Source organism: Phytopseudomonas straminea, from assembly GCF_900112645.1.
GTDB lineage: Bacteria > Pseudomonadota > Gammaproteobacteria > Pseudomonadales > Pseudomonadaceae > Aquipseudomonas > Aquipseudomonas straminea.
Genome location: NZ_FOMO01000004.1, coordinates 215,164 through 237,868 on the forward strand (window position 1 = coordinate 215,164; position 22,705 = coordinate 237,868).

The window sequence follows — 22,705 nt, forward strand, 5'->3', positions numbered from 1 at the left end:
TCTTGTAAGCTCTCCAGAAGTTGTCGAAAACGCACTGCTGCATTCGCTGATCGCGACCGGCCGCACGCGATGGCAGCCAGCCGGACATACAAACCCGGCCAAAAGGCCGGGCGGTGAAACAGACGAGACCGGGAAACGCCATCAGGCGGTTTCGATCGGATCCTGACTTTTGATCAGATCATCCAGCTGCTTGAGCTGCGCCAGGAACGGCTCCAGCTTGTCCAGACGCAATGCGCACGGGCCGTCGCACTTGGCGTTTTCCGGATCCGGATGCGCCTCGAGGAACAGACCTGCCAGGCCCTGACTCATGCCGGCCTTGGCCAGCTCGGTGACCTGGGCGCGACGCCCGCCGGCGGAATCCGCACGGCCCCCCGGCATCTGCAGGGCATGGGTAACATCGAAGAACACCGGGTATTCGAAGGCCTTCATGATGCCGAAGCCGAGCATGTCGACCACCAGGTTGTTGTACCCGAAGGACGAGCCACGCTCGCAGAGGATCAACTGATCGTTCCCGGCTTCGACACATTTGGCGAGAATATGTTTCATCTCCTGGGGAGCGAGAAACTGCGCCTTCTTGATGTTGATCACCGCGCCGGTCTTGGCCATCGCGACGACCAGGTCGGTTTGCCGGGACAGGAAGGCCGGTAGCTGGATGATGTCACAGACATCGGCCACCGGTTGCGCCTGGTAGGGTTCGTGCACGTCGGTGATCACCGGTACGCCGAAGGTCTTCTTCACTTCCTCGAAGATCTTCATGCCTTCTTCCAGGCCAGGGCCGCGGAAGGAGGTCACCGAGGAGCGGTTGGCCTTGTCGAAACTGGCCTTGAACACGTAGGGGATGCCGAGCTTGTCGGTAACCCGTACGTATTCCTCGCAGGCACGCATGGCCAGGTCACGGGACTCCAGCACATTGATGCCGCCGAACAGCACGAAGGGCTTGTCGTTGGCGATGTCGATCTTGCCGACACGAACGGTTTTCTGTGCCATGGGTCAGGCCTTCTTAGCTTGATGGGCGAGCGCCGCGTTGACGAAGCCGCTGAACAGCGGATGACCATCACGGGGCGTGGAGGTGAACTCCGGGTGGAACTGGCAGGCCACGAACCACGGATGGTCAGCGCTCTCCACTACTTCGACCAGAGCACCGTCACCGGAGCGGCCGGTCACCTTGAGGCCCGCTTCGATGAGCTGCGGCAGCAGGTTGTTGTTCACTTCGTAGCGATGGCGATGGCGCTCGACGATCACGTCCTTGCCGTAGCAGGCATGCACCTGCGAGTTCGGCAGTAGCTGGCAATCCTGGGCACCCAGGCGCATGGTGCCGCCCAGATCGGAGGCCTCGGTGCGCGACTCGGTGACGCCGGTCGCGTCCTGCCATTCGGTGATCAGGCCGACCACCGGGTGACCGCTGGCGATATCGAATTCGGTGGAGTTGGCGTCGCTCCAGCCCAGCACGTTACGGGCGAACTCGATGACCGCCACCTGCATGCCGAGGCAGATGCCCAGGTACGGAATCTTGTTCTCACGGGCATATTTGACCGTGGTGATCTTGCCTTCCACACCGCGCAGGCCGAAACCGCCCGGCACCAGAATCGCGTCGACGCCCTGCAGCAGGTCGGTGCCCTGGTTCTCGATGTCTTCGGAGTCGATGTAACGCAGGTTGACCTTGGTGCGGTTCTGGATACCGGCGTGGCTCATCGCTTCGATCAGCGACTTGTAGGCATCCAGCAGCTCCATGTACTTACCGACCATGGCGATGGTGACTTCCTTCTCCGGGTTCAGCTTGGCATCCACCACGCGGTCCCATTCGGAGAGATCGGCGCCGCGGCAATCCAGGCCGAAACGCTCGACGACAAAGTCATCCAGGCCTTGGGCATGCAGCACACCCGGGATCTTGTAGATGGTATCCACGTCTTCCAGGCTGATCACCGCGCGCTCTTCGACGTTGGTGAACAGGGCGATCTTGCGGCGCGACGATACATCGATCGGGTGATCCGAGCGGCACACCAGTACGTCGGGTTGCAGGCCGATGGAGCGCAGTTCCTTGACAGAATGCTGAGTCGGCTTGGTCTTGGTTTCGCCGGCGGTGGCGATGTATGGCACCAGAGTCAGGTGCATCAGCATGGCGCGCTTGGCGCCCACTTCCACGCGCAGCTGGCGGATCGCCTCTAGGAACGGCTGGGATTCGATGTCACCGACCGTACCGCCGATCTCGACCATGGCCACGTCGGCGTCTCCAGCACCCTTGATGATGCGGCGCTTGATCTCGTCGGTGATGTGCGGAATGACCTGGATGGTCGCGCCCAGGTAATCACCACGGCGCTCCTTGCGCAGTACGTCTTCGTACACGCGGCCGGTGGTGAAGTTGTTGCTCTTGGTCATGGTGGTGCGGATGAAACGCTCGTAGTGCCCCAGGTCGAGGTCGGTCTCGGCGCCATCGTGGGTGACGAACACCTCACCATGCTGGAACGGGCTCATGGTGCCCGGATCGACGTTGATGTACGGATCCAGTTTGAGCATCGTGACCTTCAGGCCCCGCGCCTCCAGGATTGCCGCCAAGGATGCCGAGGCGATGCCTTTCCCCAATGAAGAAACAACACCACCCGTGACGAAAATGAAGCGCGTCATGAAAAACCCTAAGAAGTCAGCAGTGGCGGTCGTGCCGCCGGGGAGCAGAGAAGGCCTTGGTTCACCTTAGCAAACATGGCGAACCATGCCGGCAAATAGCAAACATCCACCGCTTCCGGAAGAAGCAGCGAATACCTGAATAGAGACGGGAGCGTAGTCTACCGGAAAGGTCCTGAGGGGGGAAGAACAGCAAGCTGGTACGGCGTGAAAACGGCTACCGGTGTAACTTCCGAGCCGGGGATAACTTTCAACAAATCAGCGAGTTAGCGCCGAGCAAAAACTACGGCCGGCGTTACCACGCCCCAACAGGCCTCACCACCGATGAGAATTGCCAGCGCAGTTCTGCGCCAGAAGGATCCAGCCGCAAATTGGCCACCGCGACAACCTGGCCATCACGCCTCAACAGCGGCAGCCGCGGACGGATGAACTCGGGCACGCCAGCTTCCTGAAGCAACTTCTTCAGATCACGCCGGCCACGCCCTGGAAGGTCGAGCACCTCCCCGCCCTGCCGATAAGCGATGCTCAGTCGCCCATCGGGAACTGGCCCGGCAAAGGCAACGATGCCGTTGCCGGGCAGCTCGAGCGGGCGTTCACCGTTAGGCCAAGGTTGCTCCTGGCTCGCCCATGGCGCGCCCCATGCTTCGCCAAGCCACAGCAGCTGATCGCCATGGCGGCGCAGCTCGCCGCTTTCCAGCCGCCACACGGGCGACGCATCGGCGACAGCATCACGCAGATCCGCCCAGCCCTGCCAATGCCGGCTGTCCGGCATACGGGTTTCATTGTCCAGCCAGTGCCTGAGCAGGTTGCGCTGCCGCGCCTCGGTGAGCTGGCGCAGCGCCGACAGATCCAGACAGGGAGTACCCAACCAGGAAATCTCCAGCTGCCCGCGACAGCGTTCAAGATCGATTTCCGCCAGATCCCGCAGCAACCCGTGAGCCTCAGCCTGATGCGCCGCGGCGCGGGCCAGTACCGCCGGTGCGCCGGGCCAATAAGCGGCCAGCTTAGGCAGGATGTCTCGACGCAGAAAGTTGCGGGCAAAACCGCTGTCGTCGTTCGAGGGGTCTTCCACCCACTGCAGCCCATGACGAGCGGCGTAGGCTTCCAGCGTCTTGCGAGGCACCTCCAGCAGCGGTCTGACCGCATGCCCCGCACCCAATGAACGACTCTGCGCCATCGCCGCCAGCCCGCGCACACCGGCGCCACGCAGCAGCCGATAAAGCAGGGTTTCCGCCTGGTCATCCTGATGCTGGGCCAGCAAAAGCACTTCGTCCGCTTTCAGCAAATCGGAAAATGCTGCATAGCGCGCCTCGCGTGCCGCGCGCTCCAGGCTCGCTCCGGGCGCAACCTGTACAGGCGCGATATTTAGAGAAACACCAAGTTCATCGCAAAAGCGCTGACAATGCGCAGGCCACTGATCAGCAACCGCCTGCAACCCGTGATGAACGTGAACGGCGCAAATCGGCGGCAACTCATGCTGCCGGGCCGCCGTGGCGAGCAGATGCAACAGAACGGAAGAATCGAGCCCGCCGGAAAACGCTACTCGCCAGGCAGGCGCATGACGCCAGGCCGCAAGGCGTGCAAGCACCGCAGATTCGAGAGACATTGGACAGATCAGTGGAGCAACCCCGCAAGCATGGCGGCCATCGGGGCGATTGGCCTGCTTGCGGGGTGAAGCGGCATCAGGCGATACCGTAGCTCATCAGGCGCTCGTAGCGACGGGCCAGCAGCGCGTCGGTGTCGAGCTTGCGAAGGTCCTCGAGCTGAGCGGCCAGCGTCTGACGGATCGATTCGGCGGCAGCGGCCGGATCACGGTGTGCACCACCCAGCGGCTCGGCAATCACCTTGTCGACGATACCCAGGCCTTTCAGGCGCTCGGCGGTAATGCCCATGGCTTCGGCAGCATCCGGCGCTTTCTCGGCAGTCTTCCACAGAATCGAAGCGCAGCCTTCCGGCGAGATCACCGCATAGGTCGAGTATTCGAGCATGTTGAGGTTGTCGCACACGCCGATGGCCAGAGCGCCGCCGGAGCCACCTTCACCGATCACGGTGGAGATGATCGGCGTTTTCAGGCGGGCCATCACGCGCAGATTCCAGGCGATTGCCTCGCTCTGGCCACGCTCTTCGGCGTCGATACCCGGATAGGCGCCTGGAGTGTCGATGAAGGTCAGGATCGGCATCTTGAAGCGCTCGGCCATTTCCATCAGACGGCAAGCCTTGCGGTAGCCTTCCGGGCGCGGCATGCCGAAATTGCGGCGTACCTTCTCACGCACTTCGCGGCCCTTCTGGTGGCCGATGACCATGGCTGGCTGGCCATTCAAACGGGCAACGCCACCCACGATGGCGGCGTCGTCAGAGAAATGGCGGTCGCCATGCAGCTCTTCGAATTCGGTGAAGATGTGCTGCAGGTAGTCCAGGGTATACGGACGCTGCGGGTGGCGCGCGAGGCGGGCGATCTGCCAGCTGGTCAGATTGCTGAAAATGCTCTCGGTGAGCGTGCTGCTCTTGTCCTGCAGGCGGGCGATTTCGTCGCCGATGTTCAGGGAGTTGTCGTTACCGACCAGACGAAGCTCTTCGATCTTGGCTTGCAGGTCGGCAATCGGCTGTTCGAAATCGAGATAATTCGGGTTCATAGGCATCCGTCATGCGTCGACGGCCAAAAGGGCCGGGGAGCGTGTATCCAATTGGCGCCTACCTTATAGGAACAGGCGCCTTCAGGTCGACACCTGCAGTGCACTTCCGGCGAAAATGCCGGCAAATGCGCCAGGCATTCGCACGGCGGCAAATCATAAGATTTGCGCACACCAGGGGCAAACATGCAGTGTCAGGGCTGAAAAGACGTGGCCTGAGCCCTACCTTTTCAGCGCCGCCATATCAGCGGTATTGCAGGAAGACGTTGTCTCGCCCGAACTGGTCACGTAACGCTTGAATCAAGCTGTCGGCCGGGTCGATTCGCCACTCTTCGCCAAACTGCAGCAGGGCTTTGGCATCGGCACCGGTGTAATCCAGGGTGATCGGACAAGCCCCGCGATGGCGTTGGCAAAGCTCGCCCAGCCAGCGCAGCCGGTCGCCCTTGAGCGCCGCGGCCTGCACCTTGACCCGCAGGCTTTCGGCCAGGCCGGTGCGCGCTTCTTCCAGGCTCATCACCCGCTTGGCACGCAGGCGCATGCCGCCGGAGAAATCGTCGTTACTGACCTCGCCTTCCACCACCACCAAGGCATCGCTCTGCAGCAGTGCCTGGTTGCTGGCGAAGGCATCGGCGAACAGCGAGGCCTCGATGCGCCCGGAACGGTCGTCCAGGGTGATGAAGCCCATCTTGTCGCCTTTCTTGTTCTTCATCACCCGCAGGTTGACGATCAGGCCGGCGATGGTCTGGGTGTCGCGAGCCGGCTTGAGGTCGACGATGCGCTGGCGGGCGAACCGACGCACTTCGCTTTCGTATTCGTCGATCGGGTGGCCGGTCAGGTACAGGCCCAGGGTGTCCTTCTCGCCCTTGAGGCGCTCCTTGAGGGACAGCTCGCGCGCCTTGCGATGGTTGGCATAGACATCCGCTTCGGGGCTGGCGAACACGCCGCCGAACAGGTCCATATGGCCGCTGTCGTGGCTACGTGCGGTCTGCTCGGCGGCCTGCACCGCCTCTTCCATCGCTGCGAGCAGCACGGCACGATTACGGTCGATGTTGGCCTGGTAGGCCTTGATCTCGTCGTGAAAGTGCGGGCCCAGGCGATCCAGAGCGCCGCTGCGAATCAGCGCTTCCATGGTCCGTTTGTTGATGCGTTTGAGGTCGACGCGCGAGCAGAAGTCGAACAGGTCCTTGAACGGGCCGTCCTGACGCGCTTCGACGATGGCTTCCACCGGACCTTCGCCCACGCCCTTGACTGCACCGAGGCCATAGAGGATGCGCTGGGTCTGGTTCGCGTCGTGGCTGACGGTGAACTTGAACTCCGAAGCGTTCACATCCGGCGGATCGATGCGCAGCTTCATGCTGCGGCATTCCTCGATAAGGATCACCACCTTGTCGGTGTTGTGCATATCCGCCGACAGCACCGCGGCCATAAATGGCGCCGGGTAATGCGCCTTTAACCAGGCGGTTTGGTAGGACACCAAGCCGTAAGCGGCGGAGTGGGATTTGTTGAAGCCGTAGCCTGCGAACTTTTCCACCAGATCGAAGATGTTGCCCGCCAGATCGGCATCGATGCCGTTGTTGGCACAACCTTCGATGAAGCCGCCACGCTGCTTGGCCATTTCCTCGGGCTTCTTCTTGCCCATGGCGCGGCGCAACATGTCCGCCTGGCCCAGGGTATAACCGCCCATTACCTGGGCGATCTGCATGACCTGTTCCTGATAGAGGATGATCCCGTACGTCGGCTTGAGCACCGGTTCCAGGCCCGCGTACTGGTAATCAGGGTGCGGGTAGGATAGCTCGGCGCGGCCGTGCTTACGGTTGATGAAGTCGTCCACCATGCCGGACTGCAGCGGGCCGGGGCGGAACAGCGCCACCAATGCGATCATGTCTTCCAGGCAGTCGGGCTTGAGCTTCTTGATCAGCTCCTTCATGCCGCGCGATTCGAGCTGGAAGACTGCCGTGGTTTCGGCTTTCTGCAGCATCTGGTAAGTCGGCTTGTCATCGAGCGGAATGAAGTCGATGTTGACCAGATCCTCTTCGGCCACCCCGGCGGCGCGCTGGTCACGGTGAATGGTTTCCAGTGCCCACTTGATAATGGTCAGGGTGCGTAGGCCGAGGAAGTCGAACTTCACCAGACCGGCCTGCTCGACGTCGTCCTTGTCGAACTGGGTCACCAGGCCGGCGCCCTCCTCGTCACAGGCGATCGGCGCGAAATCGGTCAGCTTGGTCGGCGCGATCACCACGCCCCCGGCGTGCTTGCCGGTACCACGCACGATGCCTTCGAGCTTGAGGGACATGTCCCAGATCTCAGCAGCCTCCTCGTCGACCTTGAGGAAGTCGCGCAGCGGCTCTTCCATTTCAAAGGCCTTTTCCAGCGTCATGCCGACTTCGAAGGGGATCATCTTCGACAGACGATCCGCCAAGCCGTAGGACTTGCCCTGTACCCGCGCCACGTCGCGCACTACCGCCTTGGCCGCCATGGAGCCGAAGGTGATGATCTGGCTCACCGCATTACGCCCGTACTTCTCGGCCACGTAATCGATGACCCGGTCACGACCGTCCATGCAGAAGTCGACGTCGAAGTCGGGCATGGAGACCCGCTCGGGGTTGAGGAAGCGCTCGAACAGCAGGTCGTAGGCCAGCGGATCGAGGTCGGTGATCTTCTGCACGTAGGCCACCAGCGAACCGGCACCTGAACCACGGCCCGGCCCCACTGGCACGCCGTTGCTCTTGGCCCACTGGATGAAGTCCATAACGATCAGGAAGTAACCGGGGAAGCCCATCTGGATGATGATATCCAGCTCGAAATTCAGCCGGTCGATGTACACCTGCTTCTTGGCGTCGTAATCCGGCGTGTCCTTGGGCAACAGGACCTCGAGGCGCTCCTCGAGGCCGTCGAACGAAACCTTGCGGAAATACTCGTCGATGGTCATGCCTTCCGGTACCGGGAAATCCGGCAGGAAGTATTTGCCCAGTTGCACGTCGATGTTGCAGCGCTTGGCGATCTCGACGGTGTTCTGCAGCGCGTCCGGCAGGTCGCTGAACAGCTCGGCCATTTCCTCTGGCGATTTCAGGTACTGCTGGTCGGAGTAGATCCGCGGGCGGCGCGGGTCGTCGAGGATGCGGCCTTCGCCGATGCACACGCGGGTCTCGTGGGCTTCGAAATCGCTCTGCTTGAGAAAGCGCACGTCGTTGGTGGCCACCAGCGGCGCGCCGGTCTTGTCGGCCAGGGCAACGGCGGCGTGCACGTGCTCTTCGTCGTTGACGCGACTGGTGCGCTGCACTTCGAGGTAAAAGCGCTCGGGGAACACCGCCAGCCACTCCTGCAGCAGCGCTTCGGCCTTGGCCAGCTCGCCATCGAGCAGCGCATGGCCGATCTCGCCCTCCTTGGCGCCGGACAGGGCGATCAGCCCTTCGCTGGCTTCCTTGACCCAGTCGCGCTGGATGATCACCAGGTCATTGCTCTGCCCCTCGCTCCAACCGCGCGAGATCAGTTCGGTCAGGTTGCGATAGCCCTTGGGGTTCATCGCCAAGAGAGTGATACGCGTCAGCGGGCCATCTTCGTAGGCGCTGGCCAGCCAGATGTCGGCACCGCAGATCGGCTTGATGCCGGCGCCCATGGCCGCTTTGTAGAACTTCACCAGCGAGCACATGTTGCTCATGTCGGTGACCGCCACGGCGGGCATGCCGCCGCCAGCCACGGCCTTGACCAGTGGCTTGACGCGAACCAGGCCATCGACAAGGGAGTATTCGGTGTGCAGGCGAAGATGAACGAAGGAAACAGCCATGAAGAAGCCCTGCAGGAAAAGCGACAAAACGCGGATTGTACCGTAACTGGAAGGATCGACAGCGGCCTGAGTACGCTCAGTTGCCGCTCGTGGCTTCCAGCAGGCGACGTACCGGCGCGAAGGAGCGCCGGTGGATGGGAGTCGGGCCCAGACGGGTCAGGGCCTCGAGATGAACGGGCGTCGGATAGCCCTTGTGCAGCGCGATGCCGTAACCCGGGTATAGGGCGTCCAGCTCGCGCATTTCGCGATCACGGCTGACCTTGGCGAGGATCGAAGCCGCAGCGATGGCTGGCACCTGGGCATCGCCGCCGATCACCGGCGCGCTGGGCACCGAGAGTTTAGGGCAGCGGTTGCCGTCGATAAGCGCCAGTTTAGGCGTCACACTGAGGCCCTCGACCGCGCGCTGCATGGCCAGCATGGTGGCATGCAGAATATTCAGGCGGTCGATTTCTTCTACTTCCGCGCGGGCGATGCACCAGGCCAAAGCCTTTTCGCGGATCTCGTCGAACAGCTTCTCACGGCGCGCCTCGGTCAGCTTCTTGGAGTCGTTGAGCCCGAGGATCGGCCGCGCCGGATCGAGAATCACCGCCGCGGTCACCACTGCACCACACAGCGGACCACGACCCACTTCGTCGACACCGGCGACCAGCTCCTCGACGGTAGCGAAATCCAGGCCCAGTTGCATCAATTACGCCCCAGCAGACCGAGCACGGCAGCCGCGGCACGCTGGGAAGCGTCACGGCGCAGGGTGCGGTGAATGGCATCGAAGCCTTCGGTCTGCACTTCACCGTCGACCAGCAGCGGTGAAACGGTCTGGGCCAGCGCTTCGGGCGTGGCGGCATCCTGAATCAGCTCGGGCACCAGCAGGCGCTGGGCGAGCAGATTGGGCAGCGAGATGTACGGGCTCTTCACCAGCCGCTTGAGAATGCGGAAGGTCATCGGTGCGACGCGGTAAGCCACCACCATCGGCCGCTTGTAGAGCAGCGCTTCGAGCGTAGCGGTTCCAGAGGCGATCAACACTGCATCGCAGGCTGCCAGCGCGTCGTGTGAGCGGCCGTCGAGCAAGTGCAGCGGCAGATCACGGCCGATCAGCATCTGCTCCAGCTGCTGGCGACGCTCGGCGCTGGCACAGGGCAGCACGAAACGCACGCCCGGACGCAGCGCACGCAGGCGCTCGGCGGCATCGAGAAACAGACTACCCAGGCGCGCAACCTCGCCACCGCGGCTGCCGGGCAGCAACGCGATGACCGGTACGTCAAGGGGCAAGCCCAGCTGTTCACGGGCGGCGGCGCGATCAGCCTGTAGCGGAATCGCATCAGCCAGCGGATGGCCGACGAAGCAGACCGGCACCTGATGCGCCTCGTAGAACTGCGCCTCGAAGGGAAACAGGGTCAGCATCAGGTCGCAGGCATCGCGAATCTTCAACACGCGTTTCTGCCGCCACGCCCACACGGAGGGGCTGACGTAGTGCACGGTGCGAATGCCGGCCTGCCGCAACTTGAGCTCGACGCCGAGGGTGAAATCCGGTGCATCGATGCCAATAAATACGTCGGGCTTACGCTCGATCAGGCTGGCGATCAGGCGGCGGCGGCGCGACAGCAATTCAGGCAGTCGGCCCAACACCTCGACCAACCCCATGACCGCCAGGCGTTCCATCGGAAAATCACTGACCAGCCCCTCAGCCTGCATACGCGGTCCGCCAACACCGATGAACTCGACGTTCGGGTGCTGCGCCTTGAGCGCTTGCATGAGGCCGGAACCGAGAATGTCGCCCGATGCCTCGCCGGCGACCAGCGCGACACGCAATACCTCAGCCATGATTCAGCGGGTAATGCCGCGGCTGGAGGTCAGGATCGAATCACGGAAAACCGCCACTTCGGCAAACTGGGCAGCTACTTCTTCCAGCTCGACCAGCGCCTCTTCGATGGTGAAGCCCTGGCGATAGACGATCTTGTAGGCGCGGCGCAACGCCTGCATCGACTCGGCACTGAAACCACGACGGCGCAGGCCTTCGAAGTTCATGCTGCGCGCTTCGGCCGGGTTGCCGGATACCGTCACGTAAGCAGGGACGTCCTTGCCGATCGCCGCCCCCATGCCGGCAAAGGCATGCGCGCCGATATGGCAGAACTGGTGCACCAGGGTGTAGCCGGACAGGATCGCCCAGTCGCCGATGTGTACATGGCCGGCCAGAGCCACGTTGTTGACCAGAATGCAGTGATTGCCGACCACGCTGTCGTGGCCGATATGGGCATAGGCCATGATCAGGTTGTAGTCACCGATGGTGGTTTCGTCACGATCCTGAATGGTGCCGCGGTGCATGGTCACGCCTTCACGGATGATGTTGTGATCACCGATGACCAGGCGCGTAGGCTCGCCCTTGTACTTGCGATCCGGGGTGTCTTCACCGAGCGAGGCGAACTGGTAGATCTTGTTGTGCTTCCCGATTCGGGTAGGGCCCTTGATGATCACGTTGGGACCCAGCACGCAGCCCTCGCCAATTTCTACGTCGGGCCCAATGATCGACCAAGGGCCGACGACGACGTCGTCGGCCAGCTTGGCGCTGGGATCGATGATGGCACGAGGGTCAATCAAACTCATAACTTGCGTTCCGCACAGATGATTTCGGCCGAGCACACTTCCTTGCCATCGACCGTGGCCTTGCATTCGAACTTCCAGATGCTGCGCTTGCTGCTGAGGAACTTGGCCTCGAGGATCAGCTGGTCACCGGGCACGACCGGTTGACGGAAGCGTAGCTTATCGGAGCCGACGAAGTAGTAGAGCGTGCCATCGGCAGGCTTCACATCCATCATCTTGAAGCCGAGGATACCGGCGGCCTGCGCCATGGCTTCGATGATGAGCACGCCTGGCATGATCGGGTGCTCGGGAAAGTGGCCGTTGAAGAATGGCTCGTTGACGCTGACATTCTTGTAGGCACGAACGCACTTGCCTTCCAGATCCAGATCCGTGACCCGGTCCACCAGCAGGAACGGATAACGGTGCGGCAAGTACTCGCGAATTTCGTTGATTTCCATCATTTCCAGAGAAGCCCGTAATAAAGAGAAAGAGCCAGCCATTGGCTCAGGCATCAGATGAGGCATTCCCGCTCGAGGTCACGGCAGCCAGCTGTTTTTCCAACTGCTTCACACGCCGCGCCATGTCGTCCAGCTGGCGGATGCGCGCCACGCTTTTCTTCCACTCGGCTGCAGGTTGCATGGCGGTGCCCGAGGAATAGGCGCCGGGCTCGGTGATCGAGCGGGTGACCATGGTCATGCCTGTCACGAATACGCCGTCACACACGTCGATATGGCCGACCATGCCTACGCCGCCGGCGATCATACAGTTCTTGCCGATGGAGGTACTGCCGGAAATACCAACGCAGGCGGCCATCGCCGTGTTGTCGCCGACCTGCACGTTATGCGCGATCATGATCTGGTTATCCAGCTTCACGCCGTTGCCGATCCGCGTATCGGACAGCGCGCCGCGGTCGAGCGTGGTGTTGGCGCCGATTTCGACGTCATCACCGATGCTGACGCCACCGATCTGAGCGATCTTCTGCCAGACACCTTTCTCGTTGGCGAAGCCGAAGCCCTCGCCACCGATCACCGCACCGGACTGGATGACCACCCGCTTGCCGATACGCACGTCGTGATACAGGGTAACCCGCGGTGCCAACCAGCCGCCTTCGCCGATCTGCGAACGCGCACCGATCACGCAGTGGGCGCCTATGGTCACGCCGGCGGCGATCTTCGCGCCCGTTTCGATCACTGCGTAAGGACCGATCGCAGCAGTAGTATCGATCTGAGCGTCATCAGCCACCACCGCGGTAGGATGAACGCCTGGCTGCGCCTTGGGCTTGCGATCGAACAGATGGGAAAGCGAGGCGTAGGCCAGATACGGATTGGCAACCACCAGCGCATTACCGCTGAAGCTCTCCGCATCGGCCGCAGTGAGCAACACAGCAGCGGCCTGGCAGCTGGCCAGATGCTTGCGGTACTGCGCATTGGACAGGAACGTCAGCTGAGACGGGCCGGCATCCTGCAAGGTTGCCAGCCCGTCGACTGTCTGATCAGCCACGCCACGCAAGGTGGCGCCCAGCTGCTCGGCCAACTGGCCGAGCGTGAATACCGGTGTGGACATCATCAACGCATCTGGTTCATGCGCTCGATCACCTGACGGGTGATGTCGAATTGCGGTTTCACATCGATGACGGCGCCACGCTCGAGCACGAGATCGAAGTTGCCATTCTTGATGACTTCTTCAACGGCCTTGTCCAGGTTGGGCTTGAGCTTCTTGAGCATGTCGCGATCTGCGACGGCCTTGGCTTCGTTCAGTTCCTTGGACTGGAACTGGAAGTCACGGGCCTTTTGCTTGAAGTCCAGCTCGAGGCGCTCGCGTTCGGCAGTCTGCATCTTCTCACCGTCTTTGACGATGCGGTCCTGAATGCGCTTGGCGTCGCTTTCCAGGGTCTTGAGCTTGTTAAGCTGCGGACCGAATTTCTTCTCGGCATCGACGGCGTAACGCTTGGCAGCGTCCGACTCGAGCAGAGCCATCTGGTAGTTGAGCACCGCGATCTTCATTTCCGCGAAGGCCGGGGTAGCCAGCATGGTGACGCTTAACAGAGCCAGTTTAATCAACTTACGCACGGTGCAACTCCTGCAGAAAACTGTCTTGATTCATGAGCAGACGCTTAAAACGTCTGACCGAGGGAGAACTGGAACACCTGGGTGTCGGCATCATCCGGTTTCTTGATCGGCATGCCCAGACTGAAGCTCAGCGGACCGAGAGCCGTGATCCAGGTGACGCCAACACCCACAGAGCTGGCCAGGTTGCCGAAATCGATGTCGCAGCTGTCGCCACGGCGCTTCTGGCCGGCGCTGCAGTCTGTATCGAAGACGTTACCCACATCCCAGAACAGCGCAGTACGCAGCGAGCGCTGGTCCTTGACGAATGGCATCGGGAACAGCAATTCGGCACCACCCTGGATCAGTACGTTGCCACCGAACGGCAACGGATCCTGATCTGGGTCACGCGCCGTGCCATTTTGACCAGTACTCGGTGTACTGCGCGGGCCCAGGCTGCTGTCCTTGAAGCCTCGCACAGAGTTGAAACCACCGGCGTAGTAGTTCTCGTAGAACGGCAGCTTGCTGGTGGAACCGAAGGCGCCGCCGTAACCCAGCTGCGTATGGAAGCGCATGGTGTAGGTATCGGTCAGCGGCTTGAAGATCTGGCCGCGGTAATCGATTTTGTAGAACGAAAGGTCGCTACCCGGCACCGTGGTTTCGAATACCAGGCTCTGCGAGTGGCCACGGTTGGCCAGCACGCCACGGTTGAGGGTCGACTCGGACCAGCCGGCAGACGCCTTGAAGTTGAGGTACTTGTCGCCTTCCTGACGGGTGAAGTCGAAGATCTCGTCGACGGTATAGCGGCCGGTGTTGATCTCGTCCTGCTGTACGGTCAGCCCATATGTCAGGCGCGAGGTCTCGCTGATCGGGTAACCGATATTGATGCCGGCACCGAGGCTGTCGACCGAGTAGCTGGACACGTCCACATCGAGCTTGTCGTAGTCGGTGGTGCGGTAGAAGGCGTTGTAGCCCAGGCTCACGCCATCTTCGGTCCAGTACGGATCGGTATAGGAGAAGTTGTAGCGACTCTGGTATTCGCTGCGGGTCAGGCCAATGCTGACGCGGTTACCGCTACCCAGGAAGTTGTTCTGGGTAATCGAGCCGCCGAGGATCAGACCGGCGTTCTGGGCAAAGCCCACGCTGGCGGTGATCGAGCCCGATGCCTGTTCCTCGACGCTGTAGTTGACGTCGACCTGGTCATCGGTGCCCGGCACCTGAGGGGTCTCGACGTTGACTTCCTTGAAGAAGCCCAGACGCTCCAGACGCGTCTTCGACTGGTCGATCAGATAGGTCGAAGCCCAGCCGCCTTCCATCTGGCGCATTTCGCGACGCAGTACTTCGTCTTCGGTCTTGGTGTTACCGCGGAAGTTGATGCGATTGACGTAGGCACGCTTGCCCGGATCCACGACGAAAGTGATGGATACGGTGTTGTCATCGTTGTGCGGCTCTGGCACACCGTTGACGTTGGCGAAGGTGTAGCCCTCGTTGCCCAGGCGACGCGTGATCAATTCGCTGGTGGAAGTCATCACCTTGCGGGAGAACACCTGACCTTCCTTGACCAGCAGCAACGCGCGTACTTCTTCTTCCGGCACCTTGAGGTCGCCGGACAGCTTCACGTCGCGAACGGTGTACTTTTCACCCTCGTCGACGTTGACGGTGATGTAGACATGCTTCTTGTCCGGAGTGATGGATACCTGGGTAGAGGTGATATCCATGTTGATGTAGCCGCGGTCCAGATAATAGGAACGCAAACGCTCCAGGTCACCGGAGAGCTTCTCGCGGGCGTACTTGTCATCGTTCTTGAAGAAGGACAGCCAGTTGGTAGTTTTCAGCTCGAACAGATCCTGCAACTCTTCATCAGAGAAGACCTTGTTGCCGACCACATTGATGTGCTGAATGGCCGCGACGCTGCCTTCGTTGATGTTGATCTTCAGCGCCACGCGATTGCGCGGCTGAGGAATCACTTCGGCGTCGATTTCGGCGGAATAACGGCCCTGGGCCACGTACTGACGTTGCAATTCGTTACGCACGCCTTCCAGAGTCGCGCGTTGGAAGATTTCACCTTCGTCGAGGCCGGACTGCTTCAAGCCCTTCATCAGGTCATCGGTGCTGATGGCCTTGTTGCCTTCGATCTCGATGCTGGAGATCGACGGACGCTCGACAACGGTAATGACCAGCACGTTGCCGTCGCGGCCGAGCTGGATGTCCTGGAAGAAACCGGTTTTGAACAGTTCGCGCGTCGCTTCGGTAAGCGTACGGTCGTCGGCCGACTCGCCAACGTTCAGAGGCAGTGCGCCAAACAGGCTGCCCGCGGAGACGCGCTGCAGGCCGTTAACGCGAATATCGGAGATGGTGAAGGACTCGGCGTGAACTTCGGCGATCATCAATGCGGAAAGAACCGCAGGTAGCAGCAGACGTTTCATGAAGTCCTTTCTTATTCCAACTAACGATAAGAAATCAGTCGTTCGAGACGAAAGATATATAATTCAGCTGAGCTCACAAGCGACCAAGGTCGTTGACCAGAGCCAGCAGCATCACCCCGATCACCAGGCTGATACCAATCTGCATCCCCCAACCCTGCACCCGTTCCGAAAGCGGGCGGCCTCGCACCCACTCGAGCAGGTAATAAAGCAGATGTCCGCCATCCAGAACCGGGATGGGCAGCAAATTGAGAACGCCCAGGCTGATGCTCAGGTACGCGAGGAAATTCAAAAAGTCCCCAAGGCCCGACTCGGCCGAAGCGCCCGCCACTTTAGCAATGGTTATCGGCCCACTCAAGTTTTTTACCGAGAGCTCACCGAAGAGCATTTTCTTCAGTGAATCGAGAGTCAGGAGGCTCATCGTCCAAGTGCGTGTGCCCGCTTCACCGACCGCCTGCAGCGGGCCGTAGCTGACTTCACGGAGCATTTCAGGCGGCCACTGAGCCGCTGCCACGCCGGCGCCGAGGTAGCCAGTGGCCGCCTCGCCCTCGCCTTTCGCGGCCAGGGTGACGGGCACATCCAGACGCAGCCCATCGCGCTCCAGCGCAATGGATACCGACTTGCCCGGCAGCCCGCGCACACGATCGACCAGATCCTGCCAGTCGCTCAGCGGCTGATCGTCGAGCGCCAGCAGGCGATCTCCAATGCGCAGGCCGGCGGCCTGGGCCGGCCCTTCAGGGTCGAACTCGGCGAGCACTGGCTCGAGGCTTGGCCGCCACGGGCGGATACCCAGCGAGGCAATCGGATCCGGCTCATTGGCGCCGCGCAGCCAGTTGTCCAGCTCGACGCGGTGCGGAGTATCGGCTCCACCATCAGGATGGCGGGTGGTGATCAGCAGCTCGCCGCTTTCGCCGAGGCGGCGTACCAACTGCAGGTTGACCGCCGACCAGCCGGTGACCGCCTTGCCGTTGACCGAAACGATTTCCTCACCGGCCTGCAGGCCAGCGACCTGAGCCAGGCTGCCCGACTCCACGGCGCCAATGACCGGGCGCACCTGCTGGCTGCCGAGCATGGCCACCAGCCAGAAGAACACCAGGGCCAGGGCGAAGTTGGCAGCCGGCCCAGCGGCGACGATGGCGAAGCGCTGCTTGACGGTCTTGCGATTGAACGACTGCTCGGCCAACTCCGGCGGCACATCGCCTTCGCGCTCATCGAGCATCTTCACATAGCCACCCAGCGGGATGGCGGCGATCACGAATTCGGTGCCCTGACGGTCGTGCCAGCGCACCAGCGGCGTGCCGAAACCTACGGAGAAGCGCAGCACCTTGACGCCACAGCGGCGAGCAACCCAGAAATGACCGTATTCATGAAAGGTCACCAGCACCCCGAGGGCGATCAGGGTACCGACGATCATATAGAGTGCGCTCATGCCACCTCTCCACGATTCAACCATTGCCCGGCCAGCTCCCGCGCGCGGCGGTCAGCTTCAAGCACGGCATCGAGACAGTCCACCGCAACGCTAGGCTCTGCCTCGAGAACGCTGCCAATGATACGCGCGATATCGGTAAAGCGAATCCGCCGCTCGAGAAATGCCGCCACCGCCACCTCGTTCGCGGCATTGAGCATGGCCGGCGCGCTGCCGCCTGCTTCGGCGGCCTCGCGGGCAAGGCGCAGACAGGGGAAGCGAACATCATCCGGCGCCTGGAAATCCAGACGCGCCACCGCGAGCAGATCCAGCGGCGCCACACCCGAGTCGATGCGCTGCGGCCAGGCCAGCGCATGGGCGATGGGCGTGCGCATGTCGGGATTACCCAGTTGAGCGAGCACCGAACCATCGACGTAATCGACCAACGAATGGATGACGCTCTGCGGGTGAATCAACACCTCGACCTGCTCCGGGCACGCATCGAACAGCCAGCAGGCTTCGATCAGCTCCAGGCCCTTATTCATCATGCTCGCCGAGTCGACGGAAATCTTGCGGCCCATCGACCAGTTTGGGTGAGCACAGGCCTGCTCGGGCGTTACCGCGTGCAGCGACTCGGGCGAGGCCTGACGAAACGGGCCACCAGAGGCGGTGAGCAGGATACGCCGCACGCCGACCGGCTGCAGGCCACGAGCGTAATCCTGAGGCAGGCACTGGAAGATCGCGTTGTGCTCGCTGTCGATCGGCAGCAGCACGGCGCCACTCTGACGCACCGCGCGCATGAACAGCGCGCCAGACATCACCAGGGCTTCCTTGTTGGCAAGCAGTACCTTCTTGCCGGCTTCGACCGCAGCCAGTGTCGGCTTGAGCCCGGCCGCACCGACGATGGCAGCCATCACGGCATCCACCTCGGCATGGGCGGCAACCTCGCACAATCCGGCCTCGCCAGACAATACGCGAGTATCCAGCCCGGCCTGCTGCAGGCGAGCTTGCAGATCGGCTGCCGCTACGGCATCGGCTACAACGGCGAAACGCGGCCGGTGAATGACGCAAAGCGCCTCCAGCTCGGCCAGCCGCGTGAAAGCGGTCAGGGCAAAAGCCTGGTAACGCGACGGATGGCGGGCGATGACATCGAGGGTGCTGAGACCGATTGAGCCGGTTGCACCAAGAACGGTGATCTGCTGAACCTGGCTCACAATGTGCCCCAGCCAGCCAGCCACAGCAGCAGGGCGAATACCGGCACCGCGGCGGTCAGGCTGTCGATGCGGTCGAGCACCCCACCATGCCCCGGCAGCAGATTGCTGCTGTCCTTGATGCCGGACTGACGCTTGAACATGCTCTCGGTCAGGTCACCAACCACGGAGATCAGCACCACCAAGGCAGCGGCCGGTAGCGCCTGCAGAAACTGAGTAAACGACCAATCACGAACAACGCCGACCACGATGGTCAGCAGCAGGCTGAGCAGCAAACCACCGACCAGGCCTTCCCAGCTCTTGCCAGGACTGACCTGCGGGGCCAGCTTGCGCTTGCCGAAGCGCTTGCCGGAGAAATAGGCGCCGATATCCGCCACCCAGACCAGCGCCATCACCGCCAGGATTAGCCAGTTGGCCAGCTGCCACTGCTTGATCACCACCAGTCCTTGCCAGGCCGGCAGCAGAATCAGCAGGCCTATCGCCAGACGCCCCGGCAGACCGCCCCAGTAGCGGCTGCTATCCGGGTAGTTGAGCACCAGAAAGGTCGCGAACGCCCACCACAGCACGCCGATGGCCAACAGCCAGGGCGCCAGCGCGGGGGCGGCGTAAACCAGATAAAGCAACACCGCCACCAGGGCGGCATAGGCAACACGCAGCGGCTGGGCCTCGAAGCCCGCCAGGCGGGCCCACTCCCAGGCACCGAGCACGACCACTACGGCGATGAACAGCGCGAATGCGCCACCTTCGAGCAGGAAGAAACCTGCCAGGGCGATCGGCAGCAGGATCAGCGCCGTAATGATTCGTTGCTTGAGCATCAGGCGCGGGCCTCGGCTTCGACTTGTTCACTGGTTTTGCCAAAACGCCGTTGGCGCTTGGCAAAATCCGCCAGCGCTGCGCGCATGGCGTCGTGCTTGAAGTCCGGCCACAGCAGGTCGGAGAAGTACAATTCACTGTAGGCCATCTGCCAGAGCAGGAAATTGCTGACCCGGTGTTCGCCGCCCGTGCGGATGCACAGATCCGGCAGCGGCTGCTCACCAGTGGCCAGACAACCCTGCAACAGACGCGGGGTGATGTCCTCGGGTTGCAGATGACCGCCCTGCACTTCACGCGCCAGGCGTTGCGCGGCCTGGGCGATATCCCACTGACCGCCGTAGTTGGCGGCGATCTGCAGGATGAAGCGCTGCTCGCCCGGCGCGCCGGCGGTCGCCGCTTCGGCTTCGCGCATGGCGGCCTGCAGCTCGGGATGGAAGCGCGAACGGTCGCCGATGATGCGCAGGCTGATGCGGTTCTCGTCGAGCTTGCGTGCCTCGCGACGCAGGGCACTGAGGAACAGCTCCATCAGCGCACCGACCTCATCGGCCGGGCGCTGCCAGTTCTCACTGGAGAAAGCGAACAGGGTCAGCACTTCAACGCCGGAATCGGCGCACACTTCGATGACCGCTCGCACCGCATCGACGCCGGCCTTATGCCCGGCGACGCCAGGCAACAGGCGTTTGCGCGCCCAGCGGTTGTTACCATCCATAATGATCGCCACGTGCCGTGGAACGGCCATCACGGCACCGACTTTGGAATTGTCCATGGCGACTTCCTGGCCGTCAGACGGCCATCAGGTCCGCTTCTTTCTGCTTCACGGCGACGTCGATTTCGCCCACGAACTTGTCGGTCAGCTTCTGTACGTCGTCAGCGGCGCGGCGCTCTTCGTCCTCGGTGATTTCCTTTTCCTTCACCAGATCCTTGAGCTGGCTCATGGCGTCACGACGGATGTTGCGCACGGCAACACGGGCGTCTTCGGCAGCATCACGGGCCTGCTTGGTGAAGCCGCGGCGGGTTTCTTCGGTCAACGCCGGCATGGTGACCAGCAGCAACTCGCCCAGGTTGGTCGGGTTGAAGCCCAGACCGGAGCTCTGGATGGCCTTGTCGACTGCGCTCAGCATGCTGCGCTCGAAGGCCACGACCTGCAGGGTACGCGAGTCCTTGACGGTAACGCTGGCAACCTGGTTGAGCGGGGTGTCGGCGCCGTAGTACGGAACCATCACGCCACTGAGGATGCTGGGGTGAGCCTGACCGGTACGAATGCGGCTGAATGCATGAGCCAGCGATTCCAGGCTCTTCTGCATGCGCGCCTGGGCGTCCTTCTTGATTTCGTTGATCATTCTTTACCTTCCTCGACCAGAGTGCCTTCGGCGCCGCCCACCACGACATTGAGCAGGGCACCGGGCTTGTTCATGTTGAAAACGCGCAGCGGCATGTTGTGATCACGGCACAGGCAAATAGCCGTCAGATCCATCACACCCAGCTTGCGATCGAGCACCTCGTCATAGGTGAGGCGATCGAACTTCTCCGCATGCGGATCTTTGAATGGATCGGCAGTGTACACACCATCGACCTTGGTTGCCTTCAGCACCACATCGGCGTCGATCTCGATACCCCGCAAGCAGGCGGCCGAGTCGGTGGTGAAGAACGGGTTGCCAGTGCCAGCGGCGAAGATCACCACCTCACCGGTCTTCAGATGGCGCATGGCCTTGCGGCGATCGTAGTGATCGGTGACGCCGACCATGGAGATGGCCGACATGACCAGCGCCGGGATGTTCGAGCGCTCCAGGGCGTCACGCATGGCAAGGGCGTTCATCACCGTGGCCAGCATGCCCATGTGGTCACCGGTAACGCGGTCCATGCCGGCAGCGCTCAATGCAGCGCCACGGAACAGGTTGCCACCGCCGATCACTACACCCACTTGCACGCCGATACCGACCAACTGACCGACTTCCAGCGCCATGCGATCGAGCACCTTGGGATCGATGCCGAAATCTTCGGAGCCCATCAGGGCCTCGCCGCTGAGTTTGAGCAGAATGCGCTTGTAGCGCGGTTGACGACCACTCACCTGCTGAGCCATTACCAATCTCTCCTGCGGCGTAAGAAAAACCTGCGAACCGAGTGGCTCGCATATCGAGCGCTTCGACAGCGCTCACGACCGTGAGTGCCACAGGCACCAACCGTCGTTTCGAAAAAAATCCCCTTTGAAAAAGAGGCCGCGCGCGTGAGCGGGCAGCCTCTTCTGGGGCGCTACCTAAGCAGTTATCACTGCTTGCTGGCAGCAACCTGAGCAGCAACTTCGGCAGCGAAGTCGGTCTCGGCCTTCTCGATGCCCTCGCCCACTTCGTAACGAACGAAGGAAACGACTTCGGCACCGGCTTTCTTCACTAGGTCACCGACCTTGACTTCCGGATCCATGATGAAGGCTTGCTCGACCAGACTGGCTTCAGCCAGGAACTTGGCGATACGACCCTTGACCATGTTCTCGACGATGTTTTCCGGCTTGCCGGCGATCTTCTCGGCGTTCAGCTGCAGGAAGATTTCCTTTTCCTTGGCAACCAGTTCCTCGGAAACCTGATCCGGGGAAACAACGGCCGGGTTGGAAGCGGCGACGTGCATGGCAACGTGCTTGGCCAGTTCGTCGTTGCCGCCTTTCAGGACAACCAGAACGCCGATACGGTGGCCGTGCAGGTAGGCACCAACGGTGTCACCGGAAACAGCAGTCAGACGACGGATGTTGACGTTCTCGCCACACTTGGCAACCAGGGCTTCACGAGCGGATTCGCGCGAGGCGATCAGCGGAGCGGCTTCGGTCAGGTTCTTCTCGAAGGCTTCGTCCAGGCTTTCCTTGACGAAAGCCTTGAAGTCGTCCTGCAGAGCCAGGAAGTCGGTCTGCGAGTTGACTTCGATGATCAGGCCACGGTTGCCTTCGACGCGAACGGCGATGGAACCTTCAGCAGCGATGTTGCCAGCCTTCTTGGCAGCCTTGATGGCGCCCGAAGCGCGCATGTCATCAATGGCCTTCTCGATGTCGCCACCGGCGGCAACCAGGGCCTTCTTGCATTCCATCATGCCTTGGCCGGTACGCTCGCGCAGTTCCTTGACCAGTGCTGCAGTAATCTCTGCCATCTTGAAAATCCTCTTGGTAGGTCTTCAACCATCACCCGCACGGCGGGCGATCAAATCTGTGAGTGGCAAAAA

19 protein-coding genes are annotated in these 22,705 nt (G+C 61.8%); all 19 read right to left on the reverse strand.

Features of this window, described 5'->3' with window-relative positions; translation table 11 throughout:
- Positions 1–141: 141 nt before the first annotated feature.
- Positions 142–987 carry a 3-deoxy-8-phosphooctulonate synthase gene (kdsA, locus tag BM279_RS11530; RefSeq protein ID WP_013792499.1) on the reverse strand — a complete coding sequence of 282 codons (846 nt, stop codon included), beginning with the start codon at positions 985–987 and terminating at the stop codon, positions 142–144.
- Positions 988–990: 3 nt separating this feature from the next.
- Complete coding sequence (locus BM279_RS11535; protein WP_074881162.1) at positions 991–2,622, reverse strand: CTP synthase; 1,632 nt, start codon at positions 2,620–2,622, stop codon at positions 991–993.
- Between the two features lie 292 nt (positions 2,623–2,914).
- Positions 2,915–4,225 carry a tRNA lysidine(34) synthetase TilS gene (gene tilS / locus BM279_RS11540; RefSeq protein WP_093503856.1) on the reverse strand — a complete coding sequence of 437 codons (1,311 nt, stop codon included), beginning with the start codon at positions 4,223–4,225 and terminating at the stop codon, positions 2,915–2,917.
- Between the two features lie 76 nt (positions 4,226–4,301).
- Positions 4,302–5,252, reverse strand: coding sequence for an acetyl-CoA carboxylase carboxyltransferase subunit alpha (locus tag BM279_RS11545; RefSeq protein ID WP_093503858.1), 951 nt, complete (start codon positions 5,250–5,252; stop codon positions 4,302–4,304).
- Between the two features lie 241 nt (positions 5,253–5,493).
- Positions 5,494–9,033 carry a DNA polymerase III subunit alpha gene (dnaE, locus tag BM279_RS11550; RefSeq protein ID WP_093503860.1) on the reverse strand — a complete coding sequence of 1,180 codons (3,540 nt, stop codon included), beginning with the start codon at positions 9,031–9,033 and terminating at the stop codon, positions 5,494–5,496.
- Between the two features lie 76 nt (positions 9,034–9,109).
- Positions 9,110–9,718 carry a ribonuclease HII gene (rnhB, locus tag BM279_RS11555; protein ID WP_093503862.1) on the reverse strand — a complete coding sequence of 203 codons (609 nt, stop codon included), beginning with the start codon at positions 9,716–9,718 and terminating at the stop codon, positions 9,110–9,112.
- Positions 9,718–10,851, reverse strand: a complete 1,134-nt coding sequence (gene lpxB, locus BM279_RS11560; protein WP_093503864.1) for a lipid-A-disaccharide synthase — start codon at positions 10,849–10,851, stop codon at positions 9,718–9,720. Before lpxB ends, rnhB begins: the two co-directional genes overlap by 1 nt.
- A gap of 3 nt (positions 10,852–10,854) precedes the next feature.
- On the reverse strand, positions 10,855–11,631 hold the full coding sequence (gene lpxA / locus BM279_RS11565; RefSeq protein WP_093503866.1) for an acyl-ACP--UDP-N-acetylglucosamine O-acyltransferase: 777 nt from the start codon (positions 11,629–11,631) through the stop codon (positions 10,855–10,857).
- Positions 11,628–12,068: a 3-hydroxyacyl-ACP dehydratase FabZ gene (gene fabZ, locus BM279_RS11570; protein WP_013792507.1), complete on the reverse strand. Its 441-nt coding sequence runs from the start codon at positions 12,066–12,068 to the stop codon at positions 11,628–11,630. The genes lpxA and fabZ overlap by 4 nt, the downstream gene beginning before the upstream one ends.
- Positions 12,069–12,111: 43 nt before the next feature.
- Positions 12,112–13,173 (reverse strand): UDP-3-O-(3-hydroxymyristoyl)glucosamine N-acyltransferase, encoded by a 1,062-nt coding sequence (lpxD, locus tag BM279_RS11575; RefSeq protein ID WP_093503868.1) that lies wholly within the window; start codon positions 13,171–13,173, stop codon positions 12,112–12,114.
- Positions 13,173–13,676: an OmpH/Skp family outer membrane protein gene (locus tag BM279_RS11580; RefSeq protein WP_027911076.1), complete on the reverse strand. Its 504-nt coding sequence runs from the start codon at positions 13,674–13,676 to the stop codon at positions 13,173–13,175. The genes lpxD and BM279_RS11580 overlap by 1 nt, the downstream gene beginning before the upstream one ends.
- 44 nt (positions 13,677–13,720) lie before the next feature.
- The gene (gene bamA / locus BM279_RS11585; protein ID WP_093503870.1) at positions 13,721–16,078 is read right to left on the reverse strand and encodes an outer membrane protein assembly factor BamA; all 2,358 of its coding nucleotides are present in this window, start codon (positions 16,076–16,078) and stop codon (positions 13,721–13,723) included.
- Between the two features lie 73 nt (positions 16,079–16,151).
- Positions 16,152–17,504, reverse strand: coding sequence for an RIP metalloprotease RseP (gene rseP / locus BM279_RS11590; RefSeq protein ID WP_093503872.1), 1,353 nt, complete (start codon positions 17,502–17,504; stop codon positions 16,152–16,154).
- Positions 17,501–18,694 carry a 1-deoxy-D-xylulose-5-phosphate reductoisomerase gene (ispC, locus tag BM279_RS11595; protein ID WP_093503874.1) on the reverse strand — a complete coding sequence of 398 codons (1,194 nt, stop codon included), beginning with the start codon at positions 18,692–18,694 and terminating at the stop codon, positions 17,501–17,503. Before ispC ends, rseP begins: the two co-directional genes overlap by 4 nt.
- On the reverse strand, positions 18,691–19,506 hold the full coding sequence (locus BM279_RS11600) for a phosphatidate cytidylyltransferase (protein WP_093503876.1): 816 nt from the start codon (positions 19,504–19,506) through the stop codon (positions 18,691–18,693). Before BM279_RS11600 ends, ispC begins: the two co-directional genes overlap by 4 nt.
- Positions 19,506–20,270 (reverse strand): polyprenyl diphosphate synthase, encoded by a 765-nt coding sequence (gene uppS, locus BM279_RS11605; RefSeq protein ID WP_093503878.1) that lies wholly within the window; start codon positions 20,268–20,270, stop codon positions 19,506–19,508. Before uppS ends, BM279_RS11600 begins: the two co-directional genes overlap by 1 nt.
- Before the next feature lie 16 nt (positions 20,271–20,286).
- Positions 20,287–20,844 carry a ribosome recycling factor gene (gene frr, locus BM279_RS11610; RefSeq protein ID WP_093503880.1) on the reverse strand — a complete coding sequence of 186 codons (558 nt, stop codon included), beginning with the start codon at positions 20,842–20,844 and terminating at the stop codon, positions 20,287–20,289.
- Positions 20,841–21,584, reverse strand: coding sequence for a UMP kinase (gene pyrH, locus BM279_RS11615; RefSeq protein ID WP_013792516.1), 744 nt, complete (start codon positions 21,582–21,584; stop codon positions 20,841–20,843). The genes frr and pyrH overlap by 4 nt, the downstream gene beginning before the upstream one ends.
- Before the next feature lie 185 nt (positions 21,585–21,769).
- Positions 21,770–22,633, reverse strand: a complete 864-nt coding sequence (gene tsf / locus BM279_RS11620; protein ID WP_027903504.1) for a translation elongation factor Ts — start codon at positions 22,631–22,633, stop codon at positions 21,770–21,772.
- Positions 22,634–22,705 lie beyond the last annotated feature (72 nt).